This window comes from Streptomyces sp. NPDC046866 (assembly GCF_040704625.1).
GTDB lineage: Bacteria > Actinomycetota > Actinomycetes > Streptomycetales > Streptomycetaceae > Streptomyces.
Genome location: NZ_JBEYXN010000003.1, coordinates 390,417 through 411,513 on the forward strand (window position 1 = coordinate 390,417; position 21,097 = coordinate 411,513).

Annotated in this window: 23 protein-coding genes; 8 read left to right on the forward strand and 15 right to left on the reverse strand. The window is 72.6% G+C overall.

The features are described 5' to 3' along the window. Positions 1-226 precede the first annotated feature (226 nt). The 3 genes from trpS (at position 227) to AB0953_RS07800 (ending at position 3,046) form a co-directional block, all read left to right on the forward strand. Positions 227-1,240 (forward strand): tryptophan--tRNA ligase, encoded by a 1,014-nt coding sequence (gene trpS, locus AB0953_RS07790; RefSeq protein WP_366858491.1) that lies wholly within the window; start codon positions 227-229, stop codon positions 1,238-1,240. 110 nt (positions 1,241-1,350) lie between these two features. After that, entirely contained in the window at positions 1,351-1,950 is a 600-nt protein-coding gene (locus tag AB0953_RS07795) for a 2'-5' RNA ligase family protein (RefSeq protein ID WP_366858492.1), read from the forward strand. A gap of 184 nt (positions 1,951-2,134) precedes the next feature. Beyond that, positions 2,135-3,046: a YihY/virulence factor BrkB family protein gene (locus AB0953_RS07800; RefSeq protein WP_366858493.1), complete on the forward strand. Its 912-nt coding sequence runs from the start codon at positions 2,135-2,137 to the stop codon at positions 3,044-3,046. A 24-nt stretch (positions 3,047-3,070) separates the two neighbouring features. Here the strand turns inward: AB0953_RS07800 and AB0953_RS07805 are convergent, their stop codons facing one another. Then, positions 3,071-4,366, reverse strand: coding sequence for a D-alanyl-D-alanine carboxypeptidase (locus tag AB0953_RS07805; protein WP_366858494.1), 1,296 nt, complete (start codon positions 4,364-4,366; stop codon positions 3,071-3,073). A gap of 121 nt (positions 4,367-4,487) precedes the next feature. Between AB0953_RS07805 and AB0953_RS07810 the strand changes: the two genes are divergently transcribed. Beyond that, positions 4,488-4,757, forward strand: a complete 270-nt coding sequence (locus tag AB0953_RS07810) for a hypothetical protein (RefSeq protein ID WP_366858495.1) — start codon at positions 4,488-4,490, stop codon at positions 4,755-4,757. Then, entirely contained in the window at positions 4,754-6,136 is a 1,383-nt protein-coding gene (locus AB0953_RS07815) for a metallophosphoesterase (protein WP_366858496.1), read from the forward strand. Before AB0953_RS07810 ends, AB0953_RS07815 begins: the two co-directional genes overlap by 4 nt. A gap of 27 nt (positions 6,137-6,163) precedes the next feature. On the opposite strand, the gene AB0953_RS07820 is transcribed toward AB0953_RS07815, so the two are convergent. Beyond that, positions 6,164-6,829, reverse strand: a complete 666-nt coding sequence (locus AB0953_RS07820; RefSeq protein WP_366858497.1) for a TetR/AcrR family transcriptional regulator C-terminal domain-containing protein — start codon at positions 6,827-6,829, stop codon at positions 6,164-6,166. Between the two features lie 100 nt (positions 6,830-6,929). Between AB0953_RS07820 and AB0953_RS07825 the strand changes: the two genes are divergently transcribed. Further along, a complete protein-coding gene (locus tag AB0953_RS07825) occupies positions 6,930-7,910 on the forward strand; it encodes an NAD(P)-dependent alcohol dehydrogenase (RefSeq protein WP_366858614.1) in 981 nt (326 codons plus the stop codon). Positions 7,911-7,945: 35 nt separating this feature from the next. Here the strand turns inward: AB0953_RS07825 and AB0953_RS07830 are convergent, their stop codons facing one another. The 12 genes from AB0953_RS07830 to AB0953_RS07885 all read right to left on the reverse strand — a co-directional run bounded on the left by AB0953_RS07830 (position 7,946) and on the right by AB0953_RS07885 (position 17,694). Continuing rightward, a complete protein-coding gene (locus AB0953_RS07830) occupies positions 7,946-8,665 on the reverse strand; it encodes a TetR family transcriptional regulator (RefSeq protein ID WP_366858498.1) in 720 nt (239 codons plus the stop codon). 11 nt (positions 8,666-8,676) lie between these two features. Beyond that, positions 8,677-9,132, reverse strand: a complete 456-nt coding sequence (locus tag AB0953_RS07835) for a DCC1-like thiol-disulfide oxidoreductase family protein (RefSeq protein WP_366858499.1) — start codon at positions 9,130-9,132, stop codon at positions 8,677-8,679. Between the two features lie 3 nt (positions 9,133-9,135). Next, the gene (locus AB0953_RS07840; RefSeq protein WP_366858500.1) at positions 9,136-9,540 is read right to left on the reverse strand and encodes a hypothetical protein; all 405 of its coding nucleotides are present in this window, start codon (positions 9,538-9,540) and stop codon (positions 9,136-9,138) included. 70 nt (positions 9,541-9,610) lie between these two features. Continuing rightward, positions 9,611-10,807 carry a hypothetical protein gene (locus AB0953_RS07845; protein ID WP_366858501.1) on the reverse strand — a complete coding sequence of 399 codons (1,197 nt, stop codon included), beginning with the start codon at positions 10,805-10,807 and terminating at the stop codon, positions 9,611-9,613. Between the two features lie 194 nt (positions 10,808-11,001). Then, a complete protein-coding gene (locus tag AB0953_RS07850; protein ID WP_366858502.1) occupies positions 11,002-11,571 on the reverse strand; it encodes a hypothetical protein in 570 nt (189 codons plus the stop codon). A 48-nt stretch (positions 11,572-11,619) separates the two neighbouring features. Further along, the gene (locus AB0953_RS07855) at positions 11,620-12,723 is read right to left on the reverse strand and encodes a serine hydrolase domain-containing protein (RefSeq protein WP_366858503.1); all 1,104 of its coding nucleotides are present in this window, start codon (positions 12,721-12,723) and stop codon (positions 11,620-11,622) included. A 78-nt stretch (positions 12,724-12,801) separates the two neighbouring features. Continuing rightward, positions 12,802-13,410 (reverse strand): Uma2 family endonuclease, encoded by a 609-nt coding sequence (locus AB0953_RS07860; RefSeq protein WP_366858504.1) that lies wholly within the window; start codon positions 13,408-13,410, stop codon positions 12,802-12,804. A 157-nt stretch (positions 13,411-13,567) separates the two neighbouring features. Then, entirely contained in the window at positions 13,568-14,326 is a 759-nt protein-coding gene (locus AB0953_RS07865; RefSeq protein ID WP_366858505.1) for a succinate dehydrogenase iron-sulfur subunit, read from the reverse strand. Further along, entirely contained in the window at positions 14,326-16,080 is a 1,755-nt protein-coding gene (gene sdhA / locus AB0953_RS07870; protein ID WP_366858506.1) for a succinate dehydrogenase flavoprotein subunit, read from the reverse strand. Before sdhA ends, AB0953_RS07865 begins: the two co-directional genes overlap by 1 nt. 26 nt (positions 16,081-16,106) lie before the next feature. Continuing rightward, the gene (locus AB0953_RS07875; RefSeq protein WP_366858507.1) at positions 16,107-16,589 is read right to left on the reverse strand and encodes a succinate dehydrogenase hydrophobic membrane anchor subunit; all 483 of its coding nucleotides are present in this window, start codon (positions 16,587-16,589) and stop codon (positions 16,107-16,109) included. A gap of 5 nt (positions 16,590-16,594) precedes the next feature. After that, complete coding sequence (sdhC, locus tag AB0953_RS07880; protein WP_361919570.1) at positions 16,595-16,975, reverse strand: succinate dehydrogenase, cytochrome b556 subunit; 381 nt, start codon at positions 16,973-16,975, stop codon at positions 16,595-16,597. Between the two features lie 152 nt (positions 16,976-17,127). Further along, positions 17,128-17,694 (reverse strand): 2-oxo-4-hydroxy-4-carboxy-5-ureidoimidazoline decarboxylase, encoded by a 567-nt coding sequence (locus AB0953_RS07885; RefSeq protein WP_366858615.1) that lies wholly within the window; start codon positions 17,692-17,694, stop codon positions 17,128-17,130. Between the two features lie 426 nt (positions 17,695-18,120). Between AB0953_RS07885 and AB0953_RS07890 the strand changes: the two genes are divergently transcribed. Both AB0953_RS07890 and AB0953_RS07895 read left to right on the forward strand, forming a co-directional pair. Beyond that, a complete protein-coding gene (locus AB0953_RS07890) occupies positions 18,121-18,864 on the forward strand; it encodes an RNA polymerase sigma factor (RefSeq protein WP_366858616.1) in 744 nt (247 codons plus the stop codon). After that, entirely contained in the window at positions 18,864-19,958 is a 1,095-nt protein-coding gene (locus AB0953_RS07895; protein ID WP_366858508.1) for a hypothetical protein, read from the forward strand. The genes AB0953_RS07890 and AB0953_RS07895 overlap by 1 nt, the downstream gene beginning before the upstream one ends. 251 nt (positions 19,959-20,209) lie before the next feature. Here the strand turns inward: AB0953_RS07895 and AB0953_RS07900 are convergent, their stop codons facing one another. Continuing rightward, positions 20,210-21,082, reverse strand: coding sequence for a L,D-transpeptidase family protein (locus AB0953_RS07900; RefSeq protein ID WP_366858509.1), 873 nt, complete (start codon positions 21,080-21,082; stop codon positions 20,210-20,212). Positions 21,083-21,097: the final 15 nt, after the last annotated feature.

Sequence of the window (21,097 nt, forward strand, 5' to 3'; positions counted from 1 at the left end):
AGGGCCCGGTTCGGGAAGGGGCGGGGTGGGGGAACGGCTCCGCGCAGCGGAACAGCGGCGGCGGGGTGGCCGAAAGCGGTCGCTCAGGCGGGACGGTTTTCGGCCATGACCGGTACTCGCCGGTAGGCGCCACGCAGGGCCGGGACCGGGCCGGCCCCGGAGGAGGCGGGCCGGTTTCGGTCAGCGGGCGGGCCGAGTCCGCCGCCACACCTGAGAGAATGAAGCCATGGCTTCTGAACGTCCTCGCGCGCTCTCCGGCATCCAGCCCACCTCCGGCTCGTTCCACCTCGGGAACTACCTCGGAGCGATCCGCCAGTACGTCGCCCTGCAGGAGACGCACGACGCCTTCTACATGGTGGTCGACCTGCACGCGATCACCATGCCGCAGGATCCGAAGGACCTCCGCGCCAACACCCGGCTCTCCGCCGCGCAGCTGCTCGCCGCCGGCCTGGACCCCGAGCGCTGCACGCTCTTCATCCAGAGCCACGTCCCGGAGCACGCCCAGCTCGCCTGGGTCATGAACTGCATCACCGGCTTCGGCGAGGCCAGCCGCATGACCCAGTTCAAGGACAAGTCCGCCAAGGGCGGCGTGAACAGCGCCAGCGTCGGCCTGTTCACGTACCCGATCCTGCAGGTCGCCGACATCCTGCTCTACCAGGCGAACGCCGTCCCGGTCGGCGAGGACCAGCGCCAGCACATCGAGCTGACCCGCGACCTGGCCGAGCGCTTCAACCAGCGCTTCGGGCAGACGTTCACCCTCCCGGCGCCGTACATCGTCAAGGAGGTCGCGAAGATCTACGACCTCCAGGACCCCTCGATCAAGATGTCGAAGTCGGCCTCCTCGCCAAAGGGCCTCATCAGCCTGCTCGACGAGCCCAAGGCCACCGAGAAGAAGATCAAGAGCGCCGTCACCGACACCGAGGCCGAGATCCGCTTCGACGCGGAGAACAAGCCCGGCGTCAGCAACCTGCTCACGATCTACTCCACCCTCACGGGGGAGGGCATCCCGGCCCTGGAGGCCCGCTACGAGGGCAAGGGCTACGGCGCGCTGAAGACGGACCTGGCGGCCGCGATGGTCGAGTTCGTCACACCCTTCCAGCAGCGGACCCGGGAATTCCTGGACGACCCGGAGACGTTGGACGCCATCCTGGCCAAGGGCGCGGAGAAGGCCCGCGCGGTCGCCGCGGAGACCCTCGCGCAGGCGTACGACCGCCTCGGCTTCGTGCCGGCGAAGCACTGACCCGCCACGGGGCAGCGAGAAGGGGCCTGGCGGTCCGGGGCCGCCGGCCCCACACTGGGGACCGGCGGCGCGCACGCACAGCCGCCGCACGGACGACGGAGGAGACACACGTGGGGACCGTAACGCTCGGCGTTTCGATCGCGGTCCCGGAGCCGTACGGCAGCCAGCTCCAGCAGCTGCGCGCCGGCTTCGGGGACGCCGCCGCGCACGGCATCCCCACGCACGTCACCCTCGTCCCGCCCACCGAGGTGGCCGGGGACCGGCTGCCGCAGATCCGGGCCCACCTGGCCGAGGTCGCTGCGGCCTTCGCGCCGTTCCCCATGCGCCTGGCGGGCACGGGCACCTTCCGCCCGCTCTCGCCGGTCGTCTTCGTCAAGCTCGCCGAGGGCGCCCCGGGCTGCACCCGGCTCCAGGGCCTGGTCCGCGATCCGCAGGGGCCGCTCGACCGGGAGCTGGCCTTCCCGTACCACCCGCACGTCACCGTCGCCCACGGGATCTCCGAAGGGGCGATGGACCTGGCCTTCGACACCCTCGCCGACTACGCGGCCGAGTGGATGTGCACCGGCTTCGCGCTCTACGAGCAGGGCTCCGACGGGGTCTGGCGCAAGCTGCGCGAGTACCCCTTCGGCAGCGGCGCCGCGGGCGGCGTCCCGGCGCAGCAGGGCCCGCCGGTCGACGAGGCGAGCGAACCCTCCGTACGGCGCTCCTGACGCGGAGGCCGCGCCTGCCGCGGCGTCCGCAGCGGCCGCAGGGTCTGACGGGCACGGAAACGGACCGTCCGCAGGACCAGGGTGTGGAACGGGCGAAGACCCGGACGAAAAGTCACAATCGACGACCGTAGCGTCCTGACCCCGTAATGCCGGCGATTTCCGTGCGCTCCTTTACGGTGACCCCATGGACTGGCTGAGGAAACTGCCGGTGGTCGGCCCGCTGGCCGTCCGCCTGATGCGGACCCGTCTCTGGCACGCGTACGAGCGCCTCGACCGCGTCCACTGGACCCGGCTGGCCTCCGCGATCACCTTCATCAGCTTCCTCGCGCTCTTCCCGCTGATCACCCTCGCCGCCGCCATCGGCGCGGCGCTGCTCAGCCAGGACCAGCTGGACAAACTGCAAAAGGCCCTCGCCGAGCAGGTCCCCGGCATCTCCGACCAGCTGAACCTGCCGGGGCTCGTCGCGAACGCCGCCACCGTGGGCCTCGTCGCCGCCGTGGTGCTGCTCTTCACCGGCGTCGGCTGGGTCGGCTCCATGCGCGACTGCCTGCGCGCGGTGTGGGAGAAGGACGACGAGGACGAGGGGAACATGATCGTCCGCAAGGGCAAGGACACCCTCGTCCTGCTGGGCCTGGGCGCGGCGGGCCTGGCCTCGGCCGTGGCCTCGATCATCGGCTCCAGCGCGGTCGGCAAGTTCGGCTCCGCGCTGGGCATCCCGCCGCACGGCGCGGGCGGGTTCCTGCTGCGCACCGCGGCCTTCCTCGTCGGCGTCGTGGCCGCCTTCCTGCTGCTGCTCTACCTGCTGACCCTGCTGCCGGGGGTGGAGCCGCCGCGCCGCCGGCTGGTCCAGGCGGCCCTGCTCGGAGCGATCGGCTTCGAGCTGCTGAAACTGCTGATCAGCGGCTACATGCGCGAGGTCGCCGCGAAGAGCATGTACGGGGCCTTCGGCGTGCCGGTCGCCCTGCTGATCTGGATCAACCTGACGGCGAAGCTGCTGCTGTTCTGCGCGGCGTGGACGGCCACCCCCGCCGAGGCGGAGGAAGGCGCGGACCACGGGCACGGCTCCCCGCCCGCCCCCCGGGCCGCGGGCGGCTGACGGCCCGCCGCCCCCGGCCCCGGCTCACGACCCCTCGGGGTCGGGGTCCTCGCGGCGGCCGCGCCGGCCCGGCGGGAAGCGGCGGTTCACGAGGTACGCACCGCCCGCCACCAGGGCCAGCGCCCCGCCCGCCACGCCGAAGGCCGTCCCGAGGCCGCCGCCCGAGCCGGCGCCGGCCGCCGCCGGGCTCCGGTGGTGGGTCCGGGCGGGGGAGCCGTCCGAGGAGGTGTCGGCGCTCTTCGGGGGCACCAGCTTGCCGATCGGGCGGACCTTCCCGGCCGCCGCGAAGCCCCAGTCGAGGAGCATGGCGGTCTCCTCGTAGACCGGGTTGGCCCCGCCCGCGCTCGGGTTCATCACCGTCACCAGCAGCTTCTTGTTCCCGTGCTGGGCCAGGCCGGTGAAGGTGGCCCCGGCCATCGTGGTGTTGCCGTTCTTCACCCCGGCGATGCCCTTGTACGGGGTGATGCCGCCCGCGCCGGTCATCAGCCGGTTGGTGTTCTGGATCTCGTAGTACTCGCGCGGCTTGCCCGGCTCCTGCTCGCCGGGGAACTTCGCGCTCGCCGTGCCGCAGTACTCGCGGAAGTCCTTCTTCTGCAGGCCGGAGCGGGCGATCAGGGTGAGGTCGTACGCGCTCGAGACCTGGCCCGAGGCGTCGTAGCCGTCGGGCGAGACGACATGGGTGTCGAGGGCCTGGAGCTCCTCGGCGTGCGCCTGCATGTCCTGCACGGTCTTCTCGATGCCGCCGTTCATGGCCGAAAGCACGTGCACGGCGTCGTTCCCGGACCGCAGGAAGACCCCGAGCCACAGGTCGTGCACCGTGTAGTCGAGATCCTCCTTGAGCCCGACCTCGCTGGAGCCGGCGCCCACGCCCTCCAGCTCCTGCTCGGTGACCTTGTGGACCTGGTCCTTGGGCAGCTTCGGCAGCACCGTGTCGGCGAAGAGCATCTTCATCGTGGACGCCGGCGGCAGCCGCCAGTGCGCGTTGTTCGCCGCCAGCACCTCCCCCGTCTCGGCGTCGGCCACGATCCACGACCGGCCCGTCAGGTTGCCCGGCAGGGCGGGGGCTCCCGCCAGCGGGCTCACCTGCACCCCGGGCTTGCCGAGCAGCGCCCCGCCGACCGTGGACATCGACTCGGGCGGCGCGAGCCCGGGGCCCTGGGCCTCCTGCGGCCTGCCCTTGCCGTCCGCCGATGGCGGCGGGGGCGGCGCGGCGTGGGCGGGCGCCGCGAGGAGGGCGGGGACGAGCAGCGCCGGGACGAGCAGCCCGGGGACGAGCAGCCCGGCGGACAGGACCGTCCATGCGGTCTTCTTTGCAGACACGCAGGTGAACGTACATGCAGATTGCAGCCCGGCCGCCGGGGACCGGCCAAGTCGCGCCAACGAGTGCCGGGACAGCCCACCCCCGCGCACCCGTCCTGGGGACCGAACCGATACTGGGGGCATGAAACTCAGCCGCGCCGCCTCCTGGTTCCTGCTCGTCTTCGGAGTGTGGAGCTGGTTCATCTGGGTGTCTTTCGTCCGGAACCTGTGGAAGGACGGCAGCGGCCTGGCCTTTGACGCGGCCGGTGAGCCGACGACGTATTTCTGGGTCCACCTTCTCCTGGCCGTCACCTCCTTTCTCCTCGGGACGGCCGTTGGTGTGATCGGGCTGCGCGGGGTGCTCGCCCTGCGGCGTGCGTCGCGCCGGGGCCCGCAGGAGCCGAAGGAGTGACGGTCGCGCTCTTCGCGGCCGCGGTCCTGCTGGTCCTGGCCCTGCTCGGGCTCGTCCACCGCTGGCTGTGGGTGCGCCTCGTCCGGGACACCACCCGCCCGGGCGGCCCGGCCCGCCGGACCGGCACCGCCCTCGCCTTCGCCCTGCCGCTGCTGTCGCTGGCGGCCCTGACCTCGGGCCGCGCCGGAGCCCCGTTCGCGGCGCAGCAGGCGGTGGCCTGGCCGGGGTACCTCTGGCTGGCCGTGCTGCTGTACCTGAGCCTGGCCATGCTGGTCGCGGAACCGGTCCGGGCGCTCCTGCTGCGCCGGCGACCGGACGCGCAGCCGAAGGCGGCCGCCGCCCGGGGACCGCAGCCCCAGCCCGACGCCGAGCACGAGCCACGGGCCGGGGCCGAGCCCAGGCCGGAGCCGGAGCCGGAGCCGCAGGCCGGGGTCAGGTTGGAGCCGCGGGCCGGTGTCGACTCGCAGCCCGACGACGGGCCGCAGCCGGAGTCGCAGCCCGAGCCGGAGGACGGCGGCGGGCCCGGCCGGGCGGCGGCTGCCGCCTCGGCCGGGATCAGCCGGCGGATGTTCGTCGCGCGCGCCGTCGGCGGCGTCGCGGGCGGCGCCGCCGCCGCGACCGTCGGGTACGGCACGTACGGCGTGCTGCGCGGCCCGCGCGTGAAGCGGGTCCAGGTGCCGCTGGCCAAGCTGCCCCGCGCCGCGCACGGCTTCCGGATCGCCGTCGTCAGCGACGTCCACCTCGGCCCGGTCCTAGGCCGCGCCCACACCGCCCGCATCGTCGAGACCGTCAACCGCACCCAGCCCGACCTCATCGCCGTCGTCGGCGACCTCGTCGACGGCACCGTGCACGACCTCGGCCCCGCCGCCGAACCGCTGCGCGGGCTGCGGGCGCGGCACGGCGCGTACTTCGTCACCGGCAACCACGAGTACTTCTCGGGCGCCGCGCCCTGGGTGGAGCACGTCCGCGAGCTCGGCCTCACCCCGCTGGAGAACGCCCGCCGCGCCCTGCCGCACTTCGACCTGGCTGGGGTCAACGACGTCCAGGGCGAGCGGGAGGGCCACGGCCCGGACTTCGAGGCGGCCCTCGGGGACCGCGACCGCGCCCGCGCCGCGGTGCTGCTGGCCCACCAGCCCGTCGTGATCCACGAGGCGGTCCGCCACGGCGTCGACCTCCAGCTGTCCGGCCACACCCACGGCGGCCAGCTCTGGCCGGGCAACTACCTGGCCGAGCTGGCCAATCCGACCGTCGCCGGCCTGGAGCGCTACGGCGACACCCAGCTGTACGTGTCCCGCGGTGCGGGCGCGTGGGGGCCGCCGGTCCGGGTCGGTGCGCCCTCCGACATCACGGTGGTCGAGCTCGCCTCGTACCGGGCGTGAAACCGGCTTCCGCGCGGCGGCCCGGACTCAGCCGGCCCGGGCGGCGGCGAGGCGGCGTGCGAGGCCGTCGAGGATGAGCTCCAGCCCGTAGTCGAACTCCGCACCGTGGTCGTACCCGGGCGCGAGCACGTGCTCCCGGGTGAACTCGGCGAGGTGCGGATAGGCGTCCGCCGGGAACGCGGCCAGGAACTCCTCGGCGGCCCCGGCCGCGTCCTGCGGGTCGAACGGCAGGGCGGTCTCCGTCAGGGCGAAGCCGTAGACGTAGCTGTCCAACAGCGCATAGGCGTGCGCCGCGAGCGCGAAGGGGAAGCCGCCGCGCCGCAGGGTGGCGATGACCGCGTCGTGGTGGCGCAGCGTGGCCGGGCCGGGGTGGGCGCGCGACTCCATGACCGCGGTCGCCCACGGGTGGCGGCGCAGCACGGACCGGGCCGAGTGGGCGCGGTGGTGCAGGGCGGTGCGCCAGTCGGCGTCGGCCGGCGGCAGGTCGATCTCGGCGAAGACGACGTCGACGATGCCGTCGATGATCGCCTCCTTGTTGGGCACGTGGTGGTACAGGGACATCGGCTTGACGCCGAGCTCCTGGGCCAGGGACCGGATCGTGAGCGCGGCGAGGCCGCCGGCGTCCGCGACGCCGACCGCGGCGGCGAGCACCTTGTCCCGGTTGAGCGGGGCCTGCGTTGCCTGCTTGGCCATGTCACTTCCGTCGTGGGTGGGGGAGTTGACTGCTGCCCCGAGGGTACCGTACTAAGTAAGTCGTACTTAGTACGGCAGAGAGGACGGCGAAATGGAATCCATGCGGGCGATCGTCCAGGAGGGCTACGGCCCGCCCGGCGTGCTGCGGCCGGCTCAGGTGCCGCGGCCGGTCCCGGCGGCCGGCGAGGTGCTGCTGCGCGTCCGGGCCGCCGGTGTGGACCGCGGCACCTGGCACGCCATGGCGGGCAGGCCGTACGCGGTCCGGCTGGGCCTGGGGCTGCGCAGGCCGAAGAACCCGGTGGCCGGGCTGGACGTGGCGGGGACGGTGGCCGCGGTGGGCGCCGGGGTGGCCGGCTTCGCGGTCGGCGACGAGGTGTACGGCGTCGCCCGCGGCTCCTTCGCGGAGTACGCGGCCGCCCGCGCGGACCGGATCGCCCCCAAGCCGGCCCGGCTCGGCTTCGAGGAGGCCGCCGTCGTCGCGGTCTCGGCGTGCACGGCGCTGCGCGGGCTGCGGGACGCCGGCCGGGTGCGGCCGGGACAGCACGTGCTGGTGGTCGGCGCCTCGGGCGGGGTGGGCACGTACGCGGTGCAGCTGGCCAAGGCCTTCGGGGCGGAGGTGACCGGCGTGTGCAGCACGGCCAAGGCCGACCTGGTCCGCTCGATCGGCGCGGACCACGTCATCGACTACACCCGCGAGGACTTCGCCGCCGGCGGCCGCCGCTGGGACCTGGTCCTCGACATCGGCGGGAGCAGCCCGCTGTCCCGGCTCCGCCGGGCCGTGACGCCCCGCGGGACGCTCGTCATCGCGGGCGGCGAGGACGACGGCGACTGGATCGGGCTGGGGCGGCAGTTCCGCGCGCTCGCACTGTCGCCGTTCGTGCGGCAGCGGCTGGCGGTCTTCTTCGCGCCGCCGCGGCGGGCCGACCTGGACGTGCTGAACGGCCTGATCGAGGACGGGCGGCTGACGCCGGTGGTCGGCGCCACGTACGGCCTCTCGGAGGTCCCGGAGGCGGTCCGCCGCCTCGCGGCCGGCCGGGCCCGCGGCAAGACCGCCATCACCATGGCCCCGCCCCACCCCTGACCCGGGCCGGCGGGCGGCCGAACAGCCGCCGGCGGCTACGCGGCCGGGGTCGAGGGGCGGGGCTTGGACACGGCCGCCTGCGCCATCCCCGGCAGGAAGTCCGCGAACAGTTCGTGCAGCTCCCGCACCAGCGGCCGCAGCACCCGGAAGCGGGCCAGGACGATGCCCCGCGTCGTCAACTGCGCCCCGCGCTCGGCGAGCCGGCGCGACTTCTCGCTGTCCGGGGACCGGTCGAAGACCCAGTACAGGACCAGCCCCATCTGCGAGAGCCACATCAGTTCCGGCAGCCGGTCGGCCAGTTCCTCCGGCACCTTCGTCTTCGCGCCCGCCAGCACCTCGCGGTGCATCTCGATCGCGGCCTTGCGGGCCGGCTCGGACTCGGGCGAGAACGGGCTGAGCGGACTCTCCGGGTCCGCCGCGTTCTTGAAGAACTGCGAGGCGAACTCGTGGTACGGGGCCGCGATGTCGAGCCAGCTCGTCAGCACGCCCGCGAGCCGCTTCTGCAGGTCGGTCTCCCGCTCCAGGATGGGCCGGACCGCCGCCTGGTGGGCGGCGCCGATCCGGTCGTAGAACCCCTGGACGAGGTGTTCCTTCGACTCGAAGTAGTAGTAGGCGTTGCCGACCGAGACTCCGGCCTCCTTGGCGATGGCCCGCATGGTCGTCTTGTCGAAGCCGCGCTCCTGGAAGAGGCGGAGCGCGGTTTCGAGGATGAGCGTGCGGGTCTGCTCGCTCTTGGGAGCCTTCTGATCAGTCACGGTGTACGAGCCTATCGGGGTGCGGAGCAGTGGTCGCCACAGGCGGTCCCCTCCGCTCCCGGTCCCGCGTACGCCCCGGCCCCGTCCTGCGGTCCGACCCCCGTGCGGACCGCCTGGCGCCAGGCCGAGGCCGTGTACATGGCGGCCCGGGCGAAGGGCCGGCCCGCCGGGGTGGCGAGCCAGTTCGCCTTCGGCCGGTGCTCGGCCAGCGCCCACAGGCACACGATGAAGGCGTCGGTGCCGGTCCACAGCTGCCCGGAGTCGCCGATCACGGTGATCTCGCGCAGGGTCGAGGCGTGGTCGAGCCGCGGGAAGCGCCGCTGCGCCTCCTGGGACCCGGCCGGCACCAGGCGGAGCGGCACCAGCCAGCGCTGCCCGAGCAGCCAGTGCCGGATGTGGACGCACAGCGGGCAGCCCGCGTCGTACAGGACGGTCAGGTGGCGCATGGGCTGGGCTGCCGTGGCCATCGGTCAGGCTCCGAGCGGAGCGGTCCAGCCCTGCGGGGCGACGGGCGGGGTCTGCTGGCGCTCCATGATCCCGCGGCGGCGCATCTTGTTCAGCACCCAGACGTTGCCCAGGTGCATCACGCCGAGGACGAGCAGGACGACGCCGAGCTTGACCGACAGGGCCTCGAAGAGGCCGCGTGCGGTGTCGATGCTGTCGGCCGACCTCAGGTAGAGCGTCACGAAGCCGATGTTGACGAGGTAGAAGCCGACCACCAGCAGGTGGTTCACGGCGTCCGCGAGCTTCTCGTTGCCGTGCAGGACGTCGGCGATGAAGACGCGCCCGTTGCGGCTGAGCGTGCGGGCCACCCAGACGGTGAGCCCGATGCTGATGAGCAGGTAGATGACGTATGCGACGACGGTGAGGTCCATGGCCCTCGGCCCCCCTTGAACGTGTTCAACTCCTTGGCGGAACCGACTCTAGACCTCGGCTTGAACAGGTTCAAGTCATCTTTCGAACGAGTTCAAAATTGTTTCCGGCGGCCGAGATCCCGAAGGCGCGGCCGCGCACGGAGAAGGCCGACGTGTCGCCGGCGGGAGCGGGGCTGTTGTCCGCCCACACGAGGAGCGCGCTCTGCGCGCCGTCCCCCTCGCAGGCCGTCGCCGCGCACAGCTGGAACCGCACCCCGTCCCTGGCGGTGCTCACCGCCACCGGCTCGCCGAGCGCGCCCCCGCCGACGGAGCACAGCTGCGCCCGCACCGCCGGGACGGCATCGGCGCTGACGGCGCTCCGCTCCACCCACCCCAGCAGGAAGCGCCCCTGCGGCAGGGCCGCGACCGCGGGCGAGGAGCGGGTGACGCCCCGGGGCTCACCCGCCGGGACGGCGGCCACCTCGGCGCCGTCGGCGTCGAACACGCTCGCCACGACGGTGCTCTGCATCTCGCCGAGGTCGCTGTCCCGCATGCGGCTCAGGTGCGCCAGCACGAAGCGGCCGTCGTCGAGCGGGGCGAGCGCGCCGCGGCCGCCGAACGAGGCGAGGTTCGGGCTGATCTCGCCGGCGCGCGGGGTGTCCGCGGCGGAGTCGAGGAACCGGAGCGTGAGCCTCTCGCCGGCCGCCGCGTTCCATGCGACGACGTGGTTCCCGTCCGAGAGCAGGGCCGCGGCCGCCGCCGTGTGCTCGCCGGCCACCGTGTTGACGACGAACTCCGGGCCTACTGCCTCGCCCTCCGCGTCGAACCGGCGCGCCAGCACCCGCCGGTCCGGCCGCCCGCCCAGCCAGACGACCATGCAGCCGCCGTCGGTGGTGCGGGTGAGGGCGGGCCGGGTCCGCGGGTCGATGTCCGAGGTGTTGACCCGGCTCTCGGGGCCCTGCCGCTGACCGTCGAAGAAGCGCTGCAGCTTCACCCCGGGCGCCGGCGGCGGTGCGGCGGACGGGAGTTCCACCCAGACCGCGAAGGTGTTGGAGCCGGAGAAGGCGAAGGCCGGCCATGCGCGGCGCGTGCCGCCGTCCGTCGGGGTCGGCGCGTTGACCGTGAACTCCCCGGCGATCCGACTCCCGTCCGCCGCCAAGAGCTGGCCCTTGATGCTCGCGTCGCTCCCGTCGGCCCACACGACCGCGTACGCGGTGCCGAGCTGCGCGGCGGCGAAGGGCTGGAACTGGAAGTCCCGGGTGGTGGTGTTGACCAGGAAATCGGCCATGGCGGCCCTCTCGGTGCTGTCCGTACGGGACCGGGCCCACCTCCCAGCCTGTCACGGCCCGGCGCCGCCTGCCATCCGGGCCGGACGGTCCCCCCGCACCCGCTCGGCGGGGCCACCGCCCTCCTGGGGGTCCGCGGCACCGAGGCGGTGATGCCGGCGGACGACACCCGCACCACCGAACCGGCGATCAGCCGTCAGATACTGAGCGAGCGCGCGTAGTTGACCTGTCCCATCACCCACTGGAAGGTGCCCGGGTCGGTGGCCGGGATCATCGTCGAGTGGTGCCGGCCGCCGCTGGTGACGGTGACCTGGATGTAGCCGGTGGTGGTCCTCTCCTTCATGAGGAGGAACAGCAGGCCGAGCAGGCAGAACAGGAAGAAGATGATCGCGAGCACGATGGCGTGCGGCGGGATCTTGGTCTCGGTGCGCGAGAGGTCCTGCGCGTTCCACATCGCGCCCTTGAGCGGCATCGTGCCGGACGGGGTGATGATCTGGTCGCCGGCGATGGTGATGTCTCCGAGCGCCAGCCCGGACCCGCCGCCGCCCATGGCCGGACCGTGGAGGCCGGCCGGCGGGTAGCCCGGGGCCGCGGCGGGCGGCATCGCCGGCGGACCGAGCGGGGGCTGCTGGGGCTGGGCCGGGATGCCCGCGCCGCCGACGGTGGGCTGGTAGCCCGGGGCGGGGTAGGGCTGCGGGTACCCGTAACTCGGGCTGCCCGGCGCCCCGTTGTCACTCGCGTAGGGATTCGGCTGCTGCTCGCTCATGAGGCCGATCTTTGCACAGCGGCCGCCGGCGTGGCCCCGCAACCCGGTTCAGAAGGCGGCCGCGACCAGGTCCTGGGCCCGGCGCCGCTGGGCGGCCGGGTCGCGGGTGACGCCGGTGTACGCGTACACGAGCACCCGGCGGCCGTCGGCGGTCCCGAACACCCCGCCGGTGTACGGCTGCATGGATCCGGTCTTGCCCCAGATGGCGGTGCCGTCCGCCAGCTCGGCGCGCAGCAGTCCGGCGTTGCTGAACCGGTCCTGCGCGCCCTGCGAGAGGGCGGGCATCGCGAACAGCTCCCGCTGCTGTGCGGGCGGGAGCAGCCGGCCGCGCAGCAGGGCGCCGAGGAAGCGCTCCAGGTCGGGGCCGTTGGAGATCATGCCGCCCTCGGCCCAGGCCCACGGCTCGACCGCGGTGGGCGCGGCGAGCGAGGGCGCTGGCATCGCGGTGTTCCCGGGGGCCGGCAGATACGTGCGCCGCAGCCCGAGCGGCCGGGCGATCCGCCACTGCACCTCGTCCGCGTACCGGTGTCCGGTGACCTTCTCGATGACCATTCCGGCGAGGAAGTAGTTGAAGCCGTTGTACTGCTGCCGGGTGACGGGGTACTCGGGCGCCGGGCAGGCGGGATCGGTGAGCGCGGCGACCACCGCGGCGGGCGTGGGCGCCTGCGGGTTCTCGGGGGCGACGCAGGGCAGCCCGAGCCCGCTGGTGTGGCTGAGCAGCTGTCCGACGGTGATGGGGTGCCAGTGCGCGGGCAGGGTCCCGGGCAGGAGCTCCTGCACGGGCGTGTCCAGCGTGAACCGCCCCTCGGCCACCAGCTGCAGCACCACGGCGGAGGTGAACACCTTGGTCACGCTCCCGATCCGGAAGGAAGCCGCCGGATCCTGGGACAGCCCGCCCGTCGCCTCGGTCCACCGGAGCCCGGGAGCGCTGAGGCGCACCATGGTGCCGGAGGCCACGCCGTCGGGGGCCATCAGGGCGCGCAGGGCCTCCCGGTCGACCGGGGCCCGCACCCCGGCGGCGACTGCGGCAGGTTCCGGCCCGTCGGCCGCGGCGGGCACCGCACCGACCGTGAGTGCCGCAAGAGCCGCGCACCCGGCGGCGAGGGCGGACCAACGGGATGAGCGGGCACGGGAGTTCGAGGGCTTCTTCATGCCGACGAGTCTTCCGGCGGGCAGACAGCACGGTCATCAGGAGTGACCCTCACACCACCCTGAACGCCCCCTGAGGTGCTACTCGGCCTTGCGCCCCGCCGCCGTGAGGATCTCGGTGACGTCCAGGGTCACCTTGGCGCCGATGGACTCGGGCAGGATGACGAGGTCGCCGGGGGCATGGATGCGGTGGGTGGCGTACTCGTCCTGCGCCGGGTCGGTGAGGACGTGCAGGCGGCCATGCCTGCGGTCCACGATCACGTACACGGGAACCTTGGCGTTGGCGTAGGCGGTGACCTTGGTGCGCAGGTCGGTCTTGTAGTTGGAGGAGGTGACCTCCAGGACCAGCCGGAAGACGACGGGGTCGTAGCAGTTGTTCTCGATATGGCGGTCTTCGAAGTCGGCGTCGACCACGGAGAGGTCGGGGATGGCGTAGTCCTCGCGCCCGTCGGGGAGCCAGAGGCCGATCCCCTGGAGCACTTCCGCGGCCCCGCCGTCGAGACCGGCCGTGAGGAACGGGCTCATCAGCTTGGTCAGGGCCCTGGCGTGGGCGCCGTCGGCTGGTGGGGACACGATGATTTGTCCTGCGATGATCTCGACGCGGTAGCCAGGAAGCCGCTCCATGATTCTGTTGGCCTCGTCGATCTGAGGCCGGTCGCCAGGGGGCTGCCCAGCGGGTGCTGCGGACATCACGTGCCTCCCGTGGGCTGCTGTCGAGAGCATCATCGTAGGACGGCCCGCGGCTCGGCGGCCGGAAGACGGCCCGTTCATCAGAAGCGGCGAAAGCCCCGCCCCCCGTGCACAAACCGGGGGGCGGGGCTTTCGCCGTGCAGCTGGGACCGGAAGGTCAGAAGCGGCGGGTGATGAGCGCGCGCTTGACTTCCTGGATCGCCTTGGTGACCTCGATGCCGCGCGGGCACGCGTCGGTGCAGTTGAACGTGGTGCGGCAGCGCCACACGCCGTCCTTGTCGTTCAGGATCTCCAGCCGCTGCTCGCCGGCCTCGTCACGCGAGTCGAAGATGAAGCGGTGCGCGTTGACGATGGCCGCCGGGCCGAAGTACTGGCCGTCGTTCCAGAACACCGGGCACGAGGAGGTGCAGGCGGCGCAGAGGATGCACTTCGTCGTGTCGTCGAAGCGCTCGCGGTCCTCCGCGGACTGCAGACGCTCGCGCGTCGGCTCGTTGCCCTTGGTGACCAGGAACGGCATGACGTCCCGGTACGCCTGGAAGAAGGGCTCCATGTCGACGACGAGGTCCTTCATCACGGTCAGGCCCTTTATGGCCTCGATCGTGATCGGCTTCTCGGGGTTGATGTCCTTGATCAGCGTCTTGCAGGCGAGGCGGTTCTTGCCGTTGATCCGCATCGCGTCGGACCCGCAGATGCCGTGCGCGCAGGAGCGGCGGAAGGTCAGCGTGCCGTCCAGGTTCCACTTGATCTTGTGGAGACCGTCGAGCACGCGCTCCTTCGGGTCGATCTCGATCTGGAAGTCCTGCCACTCCGCCTGGTCGGAGACCTCTGGGTTGAAGCGGCGGATCCGGAAGGTGACCGTGATGTACGGGGAGGCGGCGGAGTCCGCCTCCACCTTGTCGAGGGTCGGGGTGGCCATCAGTACTTACGCTCCATCGGCTGGTAGCGGGTGGTGACGACGGGCTTGTAGTCGAGCCGGACAGAGTCCTTGCCGTCGGCCGCCACCTCGCGGTACGCCATGGTGTGGCGCATGAAGTTGACGTCGTCGCGGTTCGGGTAGTCCTCGCGGTAGTGGCCACCGCGGGACTCCTTGCGGGCCAGGGCCGAGACGGCCATGACCTCGGCCAGGTCGAGCAGGTTGCCCAGCTCGATGGCCTCCAGCAGGTCCGTGTTGAACCGCTTGCCCTTGTCCTGGATCGAGACGTTCTTGTACCGCTCGCGCAGCTCCGCGATCTTCTCGACCGCGGTCTTGATGGTCTGCTCCGTGCGGAACACCGACACGTTCGCGTCCATCGTCTCCTGGAGCTCGTTGCGCAGGTCCGCGACCCGCTCCGTGCCCGTGGACTCGCGCAGGCGCTCGACGAGGTCGACCACCAGCTGGGCCGGGTTCTCCGGCAGCTCGACGTAGTCGTTCTCGGCGGCGTACTTGGCCGCGGCGATGCCGGAGCGCTTGCCGAAGACGTTGATGTCCAGCAGCGAGTTGGTGCCCAGGCGGTTGGCGCCGTGCACCGACACGCACGCGACCTCGCCGGCCGCGTACAGGCCCGGGACGACGGTGGTGTTGTCCGCCAGGACCTCGCCCTCGACGTTGGTCGGGATGCCGCCCATGGCGTAGTGCGCGGTCGGCTGGATCGGGATCGGGTCCGTGTACGGCTCGATGCCGAGGTAGGTGCGCGCGAACTCCGTGATGTCCGGGAGCTTGGCGTCCAGCTGCTCCGGCGGCAGGTGCGTGAGGTCCAGGTACACGTGGTCGCCCTCGGGACCGCAGCCGCGGCCCTCGCGGATCTCCGTGTAGATGGAGCGCGAGACGACGTCACGGGACGCGAGGTCCTTCATGACCGGCGCGTACTTCTCCATGAAGCGCTCGCCGTCCTTGTTGCGCAGGATGCCGCCCTCACCGCGGGCGCCCTCCGTCAGCAGGATGCCCATGCGCCAGATGCCCGTCGGGTGGAACTGGAAGAACTCCATGTCCTCCAGCGGCAGGCCGCGCCGGTAGCAGGCCGCCTGGCCGTCACCGGTGAGGGTGTGCGCGTTGGAGGTCACCTTGAAGAACTTGCCGTTGCCGCCGGAGGCGTAGATGACGGCCTTCGCCTGGAAGACGTGGATCTCGCCGGTGGCCAGCTCGTACGCGACCACACCGGCGGACTTCTTGACGCCGTCGACCTCGGTGATCAGCTGGTCCAGGACGTAGAACTCGTTGAAGAACTCCACGCCCTCCTTGACGCAGTTCTGGTACAGCGTCTGGAGGATCATGTGGCCGGTGCGGTCCGCGGCGTAGCAGGACCGGCGGACCGGGGCCTCGCCGTGGTTGCGGGAGTGGCCGCCGAAGCGGCGCTGGTCGATGGTGCCGTTCGGGGTGCGGTTGAACGGCAGGCCCATCTTCTCGAGGTCGAGGACCGCGTCGATGGCCTCCTTCGCCAGGATCTCGGCGGCGTCCTGGTCGACCAGGTAGTCACCGCCCTTGACCGTGTCGAAGGTGTGCCACTCCCAGTTGTCCTCCTCCACGTTGGCCAGCGCGGCGGCCATGCCGCCCTGCGCGGCGCCCGTGTGGGAGCGGGTGGGGTAGAGCTTCGTCAGGACCGCGGTGCGGCTGCGCTTCGTCGCCTCGATGGCGGCGCGCATGCCCGCGCCGCCGGCGCCGACGATGACGGTGTCGTACTTGTGGATCTTCATCAGATGTGTCGCCTCAGCCCCGTTGCCTAGCGGATGTTCGGGTCGAAGGTGAAGATCACCAGCGTGCCCAGAAGGATGGTGAACACCGTGGCGGTGTAGAGCAGGCCCTTCAGCCACAGCCGGGTGCCCGCGCGCTCCGCGTAGTCGTTGATCACGGTACGCAGGCCGTTGGCGCCGTGCAGCATGGCGAGCCACAGCATCAGCAGGTCCCAGACCTGCCAGAACGGGGACGCCCAGCGGCCGGCCACGAAGGCGAAGCCGATCTTGGAGACGCCGCCGTCCAGCACCAGCTGGATGACGAGGTGGCCGATGACCAGGACGACGAGCACGATGCCCGAGAGGCGCATGAAGAGCCACGCGGCCATCTCGAAGTTGCCCCGGGTCGAGCGCGGCGTCTTGCCGGTGCGCTTGCGGGGGGCCTCGATGTACGGCGCCGGGTTGTCGACGTCGTAGAGGCTCACGCCCTCCACGTCGCCGATGGCCTGGGCGGAAGAAGTGTCAGAGGACATGCGCGTCACTTCCCGAACAGTTCAGCGGCTGCGTGGCCGAGCACGGGGTACAGGGCCCCGACCATCAGCAGGATCCAGATGCTCACGACCCACCAGAGCATCGTCTTCTGGTGGCGCGGTCCCTTGGACCAGAAGTCCACTGCGATGACACGGAGACCGTTGAGCGCGTGGAACAGGATGGCGGCGACGAGGCCGTACTCCAGCAGCGCGACGATCGGAGTCTTGTAGGTAGCCACGACATCGTCGTACGCCTCGGGGGAGACGCGGACGAGAGCGGTGTCGAGGACGTGTACGAACAGGAAGAAGAAGATGAGGACGCCGGTGACTCGATGAGCCACCCAGGACCACATTCCTTCCCGGCCGCGGTACAACGTTCCAGCCGGCACGGAAAACCCTCCGGAAGCGGGGCGGGGGCCAGCCGGCTTCGTTGTCGGTCGGGCCCGGCCGGGTACGGTCCACCGGCCCCGGACATCGTAGCGACGCTTTGTCGGTTCCTTCGCGCGGGGTCCGCCGGTGTGATCAAACAGGCACGGACGGCCTATCCCACGGGGGCGAATAGCCCGAATTCGGCCGCAGTCGCCCCGTCCGGGGAGACGAGCCAATGCGTCAGGTCGGCGAGCCGCACCTGCGCGAGCCGGCGCAGCTCGTCCGCCGAGATCGCCCGCTCCTCGTCCACCTCCAGCTCCATCCGGCACCGGATCGCCCCCAGCAGCTGGTCCGCCTGCTCCTCCGGCGGGTGCCCGTCGAGGCAGATCACGAAGGCGTGCCCGAACTTGCGCTCGTACTCCGCATGGGCGGCGGCCAGCGCCAGCAGCGCCGCGTACGGGGCCCCGAGCCCCAGCTCCACCGGGAGCTCCGCGGCCAGTGCCTGGGCGAGATCGCCCTGGGAGAGGTCGTACGAGGCCTCGTCGGCCGCGGCACGCAGCGCGCCCGCGTCCGGGTACGGCCGGTGCGCGGCCACCCGCTGCGCCCAGCGCAGGCTGCCACAGCACCGGAGCAGGACCGCCTCGGCGGCCCCGGCCGACAGGGCGTTGAAACGCGCCAGGCCGCAGGGGTGGAACGGGGCGGAGCTGCCGCGGGCCTGTGCCGGAAGATGGCTGGACAGCGGGGGACTCCTCGGGACGCGACGCGGGTGTACCGCCACGCTAGCGACGCGGGGCGCGGGGTGGCGCACGCATGCGGGGATTTCACCCGGAAGTGAGCCGAAAGGACGAGGGCTGACGCGGCGCGGCGGCGGGAGGGGGCACGGCGCGCGGCTCGCGCGGGAGGTGCGGGAACGGGCGGCAGGGGCCCTGGGAGAGGGTGGAAGACGACCGAGGCCGCCACCCCCCACAGGAGAGGCCCCGGTCGCCGTCCGTACGGGCTCGTGCGACAAGCCCGTACTCCCCTCAGCGCCACGCGTGCGTTTTGTGTCACACCCCGCTTCGCGCACGATTGGTTGCTCGCCGTACAACTCGTGGACGAAGGTACTTGAAAGCCGTAACGTGCTGATTTGCGCCACACGTACAGGACAGTGGAACGGTTGGGGACTTTGCTGGGGGACGACGCGGAGCTGACCGCCGCCGTACTCGCGGCGCAGGGCGGCGACGAGGACGCTTTCCGTGCCGTGTACCGCGCCGTGCACCCGCGGCTGCTCGGGTACGTCCGCACGCTCGTCGGCGACGGCGATGCGGAGGACGTGGCCTCCGAGGCCTGGCTGCAGATCGCCCGCGACCTCGACTCCTTCACCGGCGACGCCGACCGCTTCCGCGGCTGGGCCGCCCGGGTCGCCCGCAACCGGGCCCTGGACCACATCCGCATGCGCGGGCGCCGGCCCGCCATCGGGGGCGACGAGACCGAGCTGACGGGCCGCGCCGCCGACTCCGACACCGCGGGCGAGGCCATGGAGGCCCTGTCCACCGGGCGCACCATGGCGCTGATCGCCCGCCTTCCGCAGGACCAGGCGGAAGCCGTGGTGCTGCGGGTGGTCGTCGGGCTGGACGCCAAGAGCGCCGCCGAGACCCTCGGCAAGCGGCCGGGCGCCGTACGCACCGCAGCCCACCGCGGCCTGAAGAAACTGGCGGAGATGCTCGGCGCGGAGGGCGGCTTCGAGACGGATCCGGAGCCTGGGTCCAGGCCGCCGGCCGGGGTCGGCCATAATGCCGGTGGCCCGGCACGGGGCGCTGCCGTCCAGCGCGACCTCGACGCCGTTCCGGCACAGCGCGGCCGGGGCGCCGGCCTCGTAGAACAAACCGGTGTGACGCATTCACGTTGGCGGACGCAGAAGGACATGTGATGGCCGACGAGCGCAACAGGTGGCTGGACCGGGCCGCGGCGGAACGCGTGCTGCAGGGCGGGCCGGCCGCCCCGGTCGCAGACGCCCGCGCCCGGGAAGCGGAAGCACGGCTGCGGGCCGCCCTCGACCTGCTGGCCGCCCCCGTGGCGCCCGCCGGGGCCGAGCTGCCCGGGGAGGCCGCGGCCGTGGCCGCCTTCCGCGAGGCGCGCGCCGGCTCCGCCGCCTCCCTGCGGGCCTCCGCGTCATCGGACGCCACCGCCGCGGCCGACGCGACGGCCGACCCGGCCTCCCTCTCCCCGGTACCGGTGGTGGACCTGGGTACCGTCGTGCCCCTCTCCCGCTTCGCCGCATCCGCCGGCGCCCCGCGGCGCGCCCGCCCGGTGCGGTTCGCCGTGGCAGCGGCGCTCGCCAGCGTGGCCGTGGGCGGCATCGCGGCCGCCGCGGGCGCCGGCCTGCTCGACCGCGTGACCCACGACACCGCCGCCCCCGGGCCCGCCGTGTCGCTCAGCGCCGACGGCGACCCGGCCCCGGCCGGCCGCACCGCGGGCCCGAGCTCCGGACCGCAGCTGCGCCCCCACCCGTTCCGCAGCCCCGACGGCTCCGCGCCCGCGCCCGACGCCACCGACGCCGCCGGCGGGTTCGGCGGCTCGGTGCAGGGCGCCGGCAGCGGCGCGGAATCCGGCTTCGGCGCCGGTACGGGAAGCTCCGCGGGCTCGGCCGCAGCGGGCGGCGCGGGCAAGGCGGGCAAGGAGACCCTCGGCGGTGCGACCGAGCTGCACGACAAGGACAAGGAGATCCGCCTGAAGGCGGTCGACCTGTGCCAGGCGTACCGCTCGGGGCACATGACCGACGACCGCCGCGAGCGCCTGTCCAAGCTGGCGCAGGGCCTCTCCCGGATCCCGCACTACTGCGAGGCGCTCCTCGACGGCCCGTCGGGGACCAAGGGCTCGACCCTGCCCCGCTCCTCGGGAGCGGGCAGCGACATCCTCAAGGCGCCCACGCTCCGCCCGTCGGCCCCGTACGTCCCGCCGGTCCCGACGCCGTCCACCTCGCCTGTGACGCGGCCCACGGCCGGCGCCTTCGACGCGCTGTAACACTTTTCGAACCTGTGGCGCAGTACAGAACGAGCCGACTGGTCATCGGCCGCGCATGAGCCGGGGTTCCCCCCGTACCCCTGGGCTCTGCGCACCCGGCGCGGGCGGGGTTCGTTCCCCCGGCCCTGCCCGCGCCCCCCTCTCCTTTTCCCTCCCCTCCGCTCGTACGGCACGAAGAAGCGGTGGGGGCCGGTCCTTCCGGACCGGCCCCCACCGCTTCTGTCGTACGGGCGGCTCACCCGATCAGCGCCTCACCAGTAGACGACGACCTTGTCGCCGACCTTCACCTGGTCGAACAGCGCGGCGAGCTTGACCTTGTCCCGGACGTTCACGCAGCCGTGCGAGGCGCCGTTGTAGCCGCGGGCCGCGAAATCGGCCGAATAGTGCACCGCCTGGCCGCCGCTGAAGAACATCGCGTACGGCATCGGCGTGTGGTAGATCGTCGACGTCCACTCCTTGGCCTTCCAGCCCACGCTGAACTCGCCCTCGCGGGTCGGGGTGTTCTCCGAGCCGAAGCGGACGTCCATGGTGGAGACGACCTTGCCGTCGATCATCCAGGCGAGGGTGCGGCTCTCCTTGCTGATGCACATCACGCGGCCCGTCATGCAGCGCGGGTCCGGCGCGTCGGCCTCGTTGACCTCCGGCGGGCGCAGCTCGTCGGCGGAGGGCTTCTTGCTCAGGGCCTGGAGCTTCTTCCAGGTGGCCTCGTCGACCGAGCCGGAGGCGGTCAGGCCGTTCTTCGCCTGGAAGGCCCTGACCGCGGCGGTCGTCTTGGAGCCGTAGAAACCGGTCGGCTTCACCGTCATGTACTTGAGCTGCTTCAGCCGGGCCTGGAGCTCGCGCACCTGCTCGCTCTCGTCGCCGTTCGACATGAGCGCCTTGACGGCCGGGGACGGCGAGGGCGAGGCGGAGGCCGACGGGGACGGCGACGCCGACGCCGACGGGGAGGCCTGCTTGTCGTCGGCCGAGGGTGAGGTCTCGGGGGAGGAGCCCGCCGCGGACGCGGACGGGACCACGGAGGAGGAGCCCGCAGGCTCCGTCTTCTGCGGACCGCACGCGGTCGCGGCGAGCGCGACGGCGGCAGCCACCCCGAGCGCGCGGACTATGACTCTCTGGCGGTGCATTGCAGCCCCCCGTTT

What these genes read in the sequence shown, in the direction of transcription:
- AB0953_RS07875 (WP_366858507.1), bottom strand. Translation starts at nt 16,589, where the DNA reads ATGTCCTCTGACACTTCTTCCGCCCAGGCCATCGGCGACGTGGAGGGC.
- AB0953_RS07810 (WP_366858495.1), top strand. Translation starts at nt 4,488, where the DNA reads ATGAAACTCAGCCGCGCCGCCTCCTGGTTCCTGCTCGTCTTCGGAGTG.
- AB0953_RS07835 (WP_366858499.1), bottom strand. Translation starts at nt 9,132, where the DNA reads ATGGCCACGGCAGCCCAGCCCATGCGCCACCTGACCGTCCTGTACGAC.
- AB0953_RS07860 (WP_366858504.1), bottom strand. Translation starts at nt 13,410, where the DNA reads ATGTCCGCAGCACCCGCTGGGCAGCCCCCTGGCGACCGGCCTCAGATC.
- AB0953_RS07865 (WP_366858505.1), bottom strand. Translation starts at nt 14,326, where the DNA reads ATGGCCACCCCGACCCTCGACAAGGTGGAGGCGGACTCCGCCGCCTCC.
- AB0953_RS07850 (WP_366858502.1), bottom strand. Translation starts at nt 11,571, where the DNA reads ATGAGCGAGCAGCAGCCGAATCCCTACGCGAGTGACAACGGGGCGCCG.
- AB0953_RS07820 (WP_366858497.1), bottom strand. Translation starts at nt 6,829, where the DNA reads ATGGCCAAGCAGGCAACGCAGGCCCCGCTCAACCGGGACAAGGTGCTC.
- AB0953_RS07900 (WP_366858509.1), bottom strand. Translation starts at nt 21,082, where the DNA reads ATGCACCGCCAGAGAGTCATAGTCCGCGCGCTCGGGGTGGCTGCCGCC.
- AB0953_RS07845 (WP_366858501.1), bottom strand. Translation starts at nt 10,807, where the DNA reads ATGGCCGATTTCCTGGTCAACACCACCACCCGGGACTTCCAGTTCCAG.
- AB0953_RS07825 (WP_366858614.1), top strand. Translation starts at nt 6,930, where the DNA reads ATGCGGGCGATCGTCCAGGAGGGCTACGGCCCGCCCGGCGTGCTGCGG.
- sdhA (WP_366858506.1), bottom strand. Translation starts at nt 16,080, where the DNA reads ATGAAGATCCACAAGTACGACACCGTCATCGTCGGCGCCGGCGGCGCG.
- AB0953_RS07895 (WP_366858508.1), top strand. Translation starts at nt 18,864, where the DNA reads ATGGCCGACGAGCGCAACAGGTGGCTGGACCGGGCCGCGGCGGAACGC.
- AB0953_RS07800 (WP_366858493.1), top strand. Translation starts at nt 2,135, where the DNA reads ATGGACTGGCTGAGGAAACTGCCGGTGGTCGGCCCGCTGGCCGTCCGC.
- AB0953_RS07855 (WP_366858503.1), bottom strand. Translation starts at nt 12,723, where the DNA reads ATGAAGAAGCCCTCGAACTCCCGTGCCCGCTCATCCCGTTGGTCCGCC.
- trpS (WP_366858491.1), top strand. Translation starts at nt 227, where the DNA reads ATGGCTTCTGAACGTCCTCGCGCGCTCTCCGGCATCCAGCCCACCTCC.
- AB0953_RS07840 (WP_366858500.1), bottom strand. Translation starts at nt 9,540, where the DNA reads ATGGACCTCACCGTCGTCGCATACGTCATCTACCTGCTCATCAGCATC.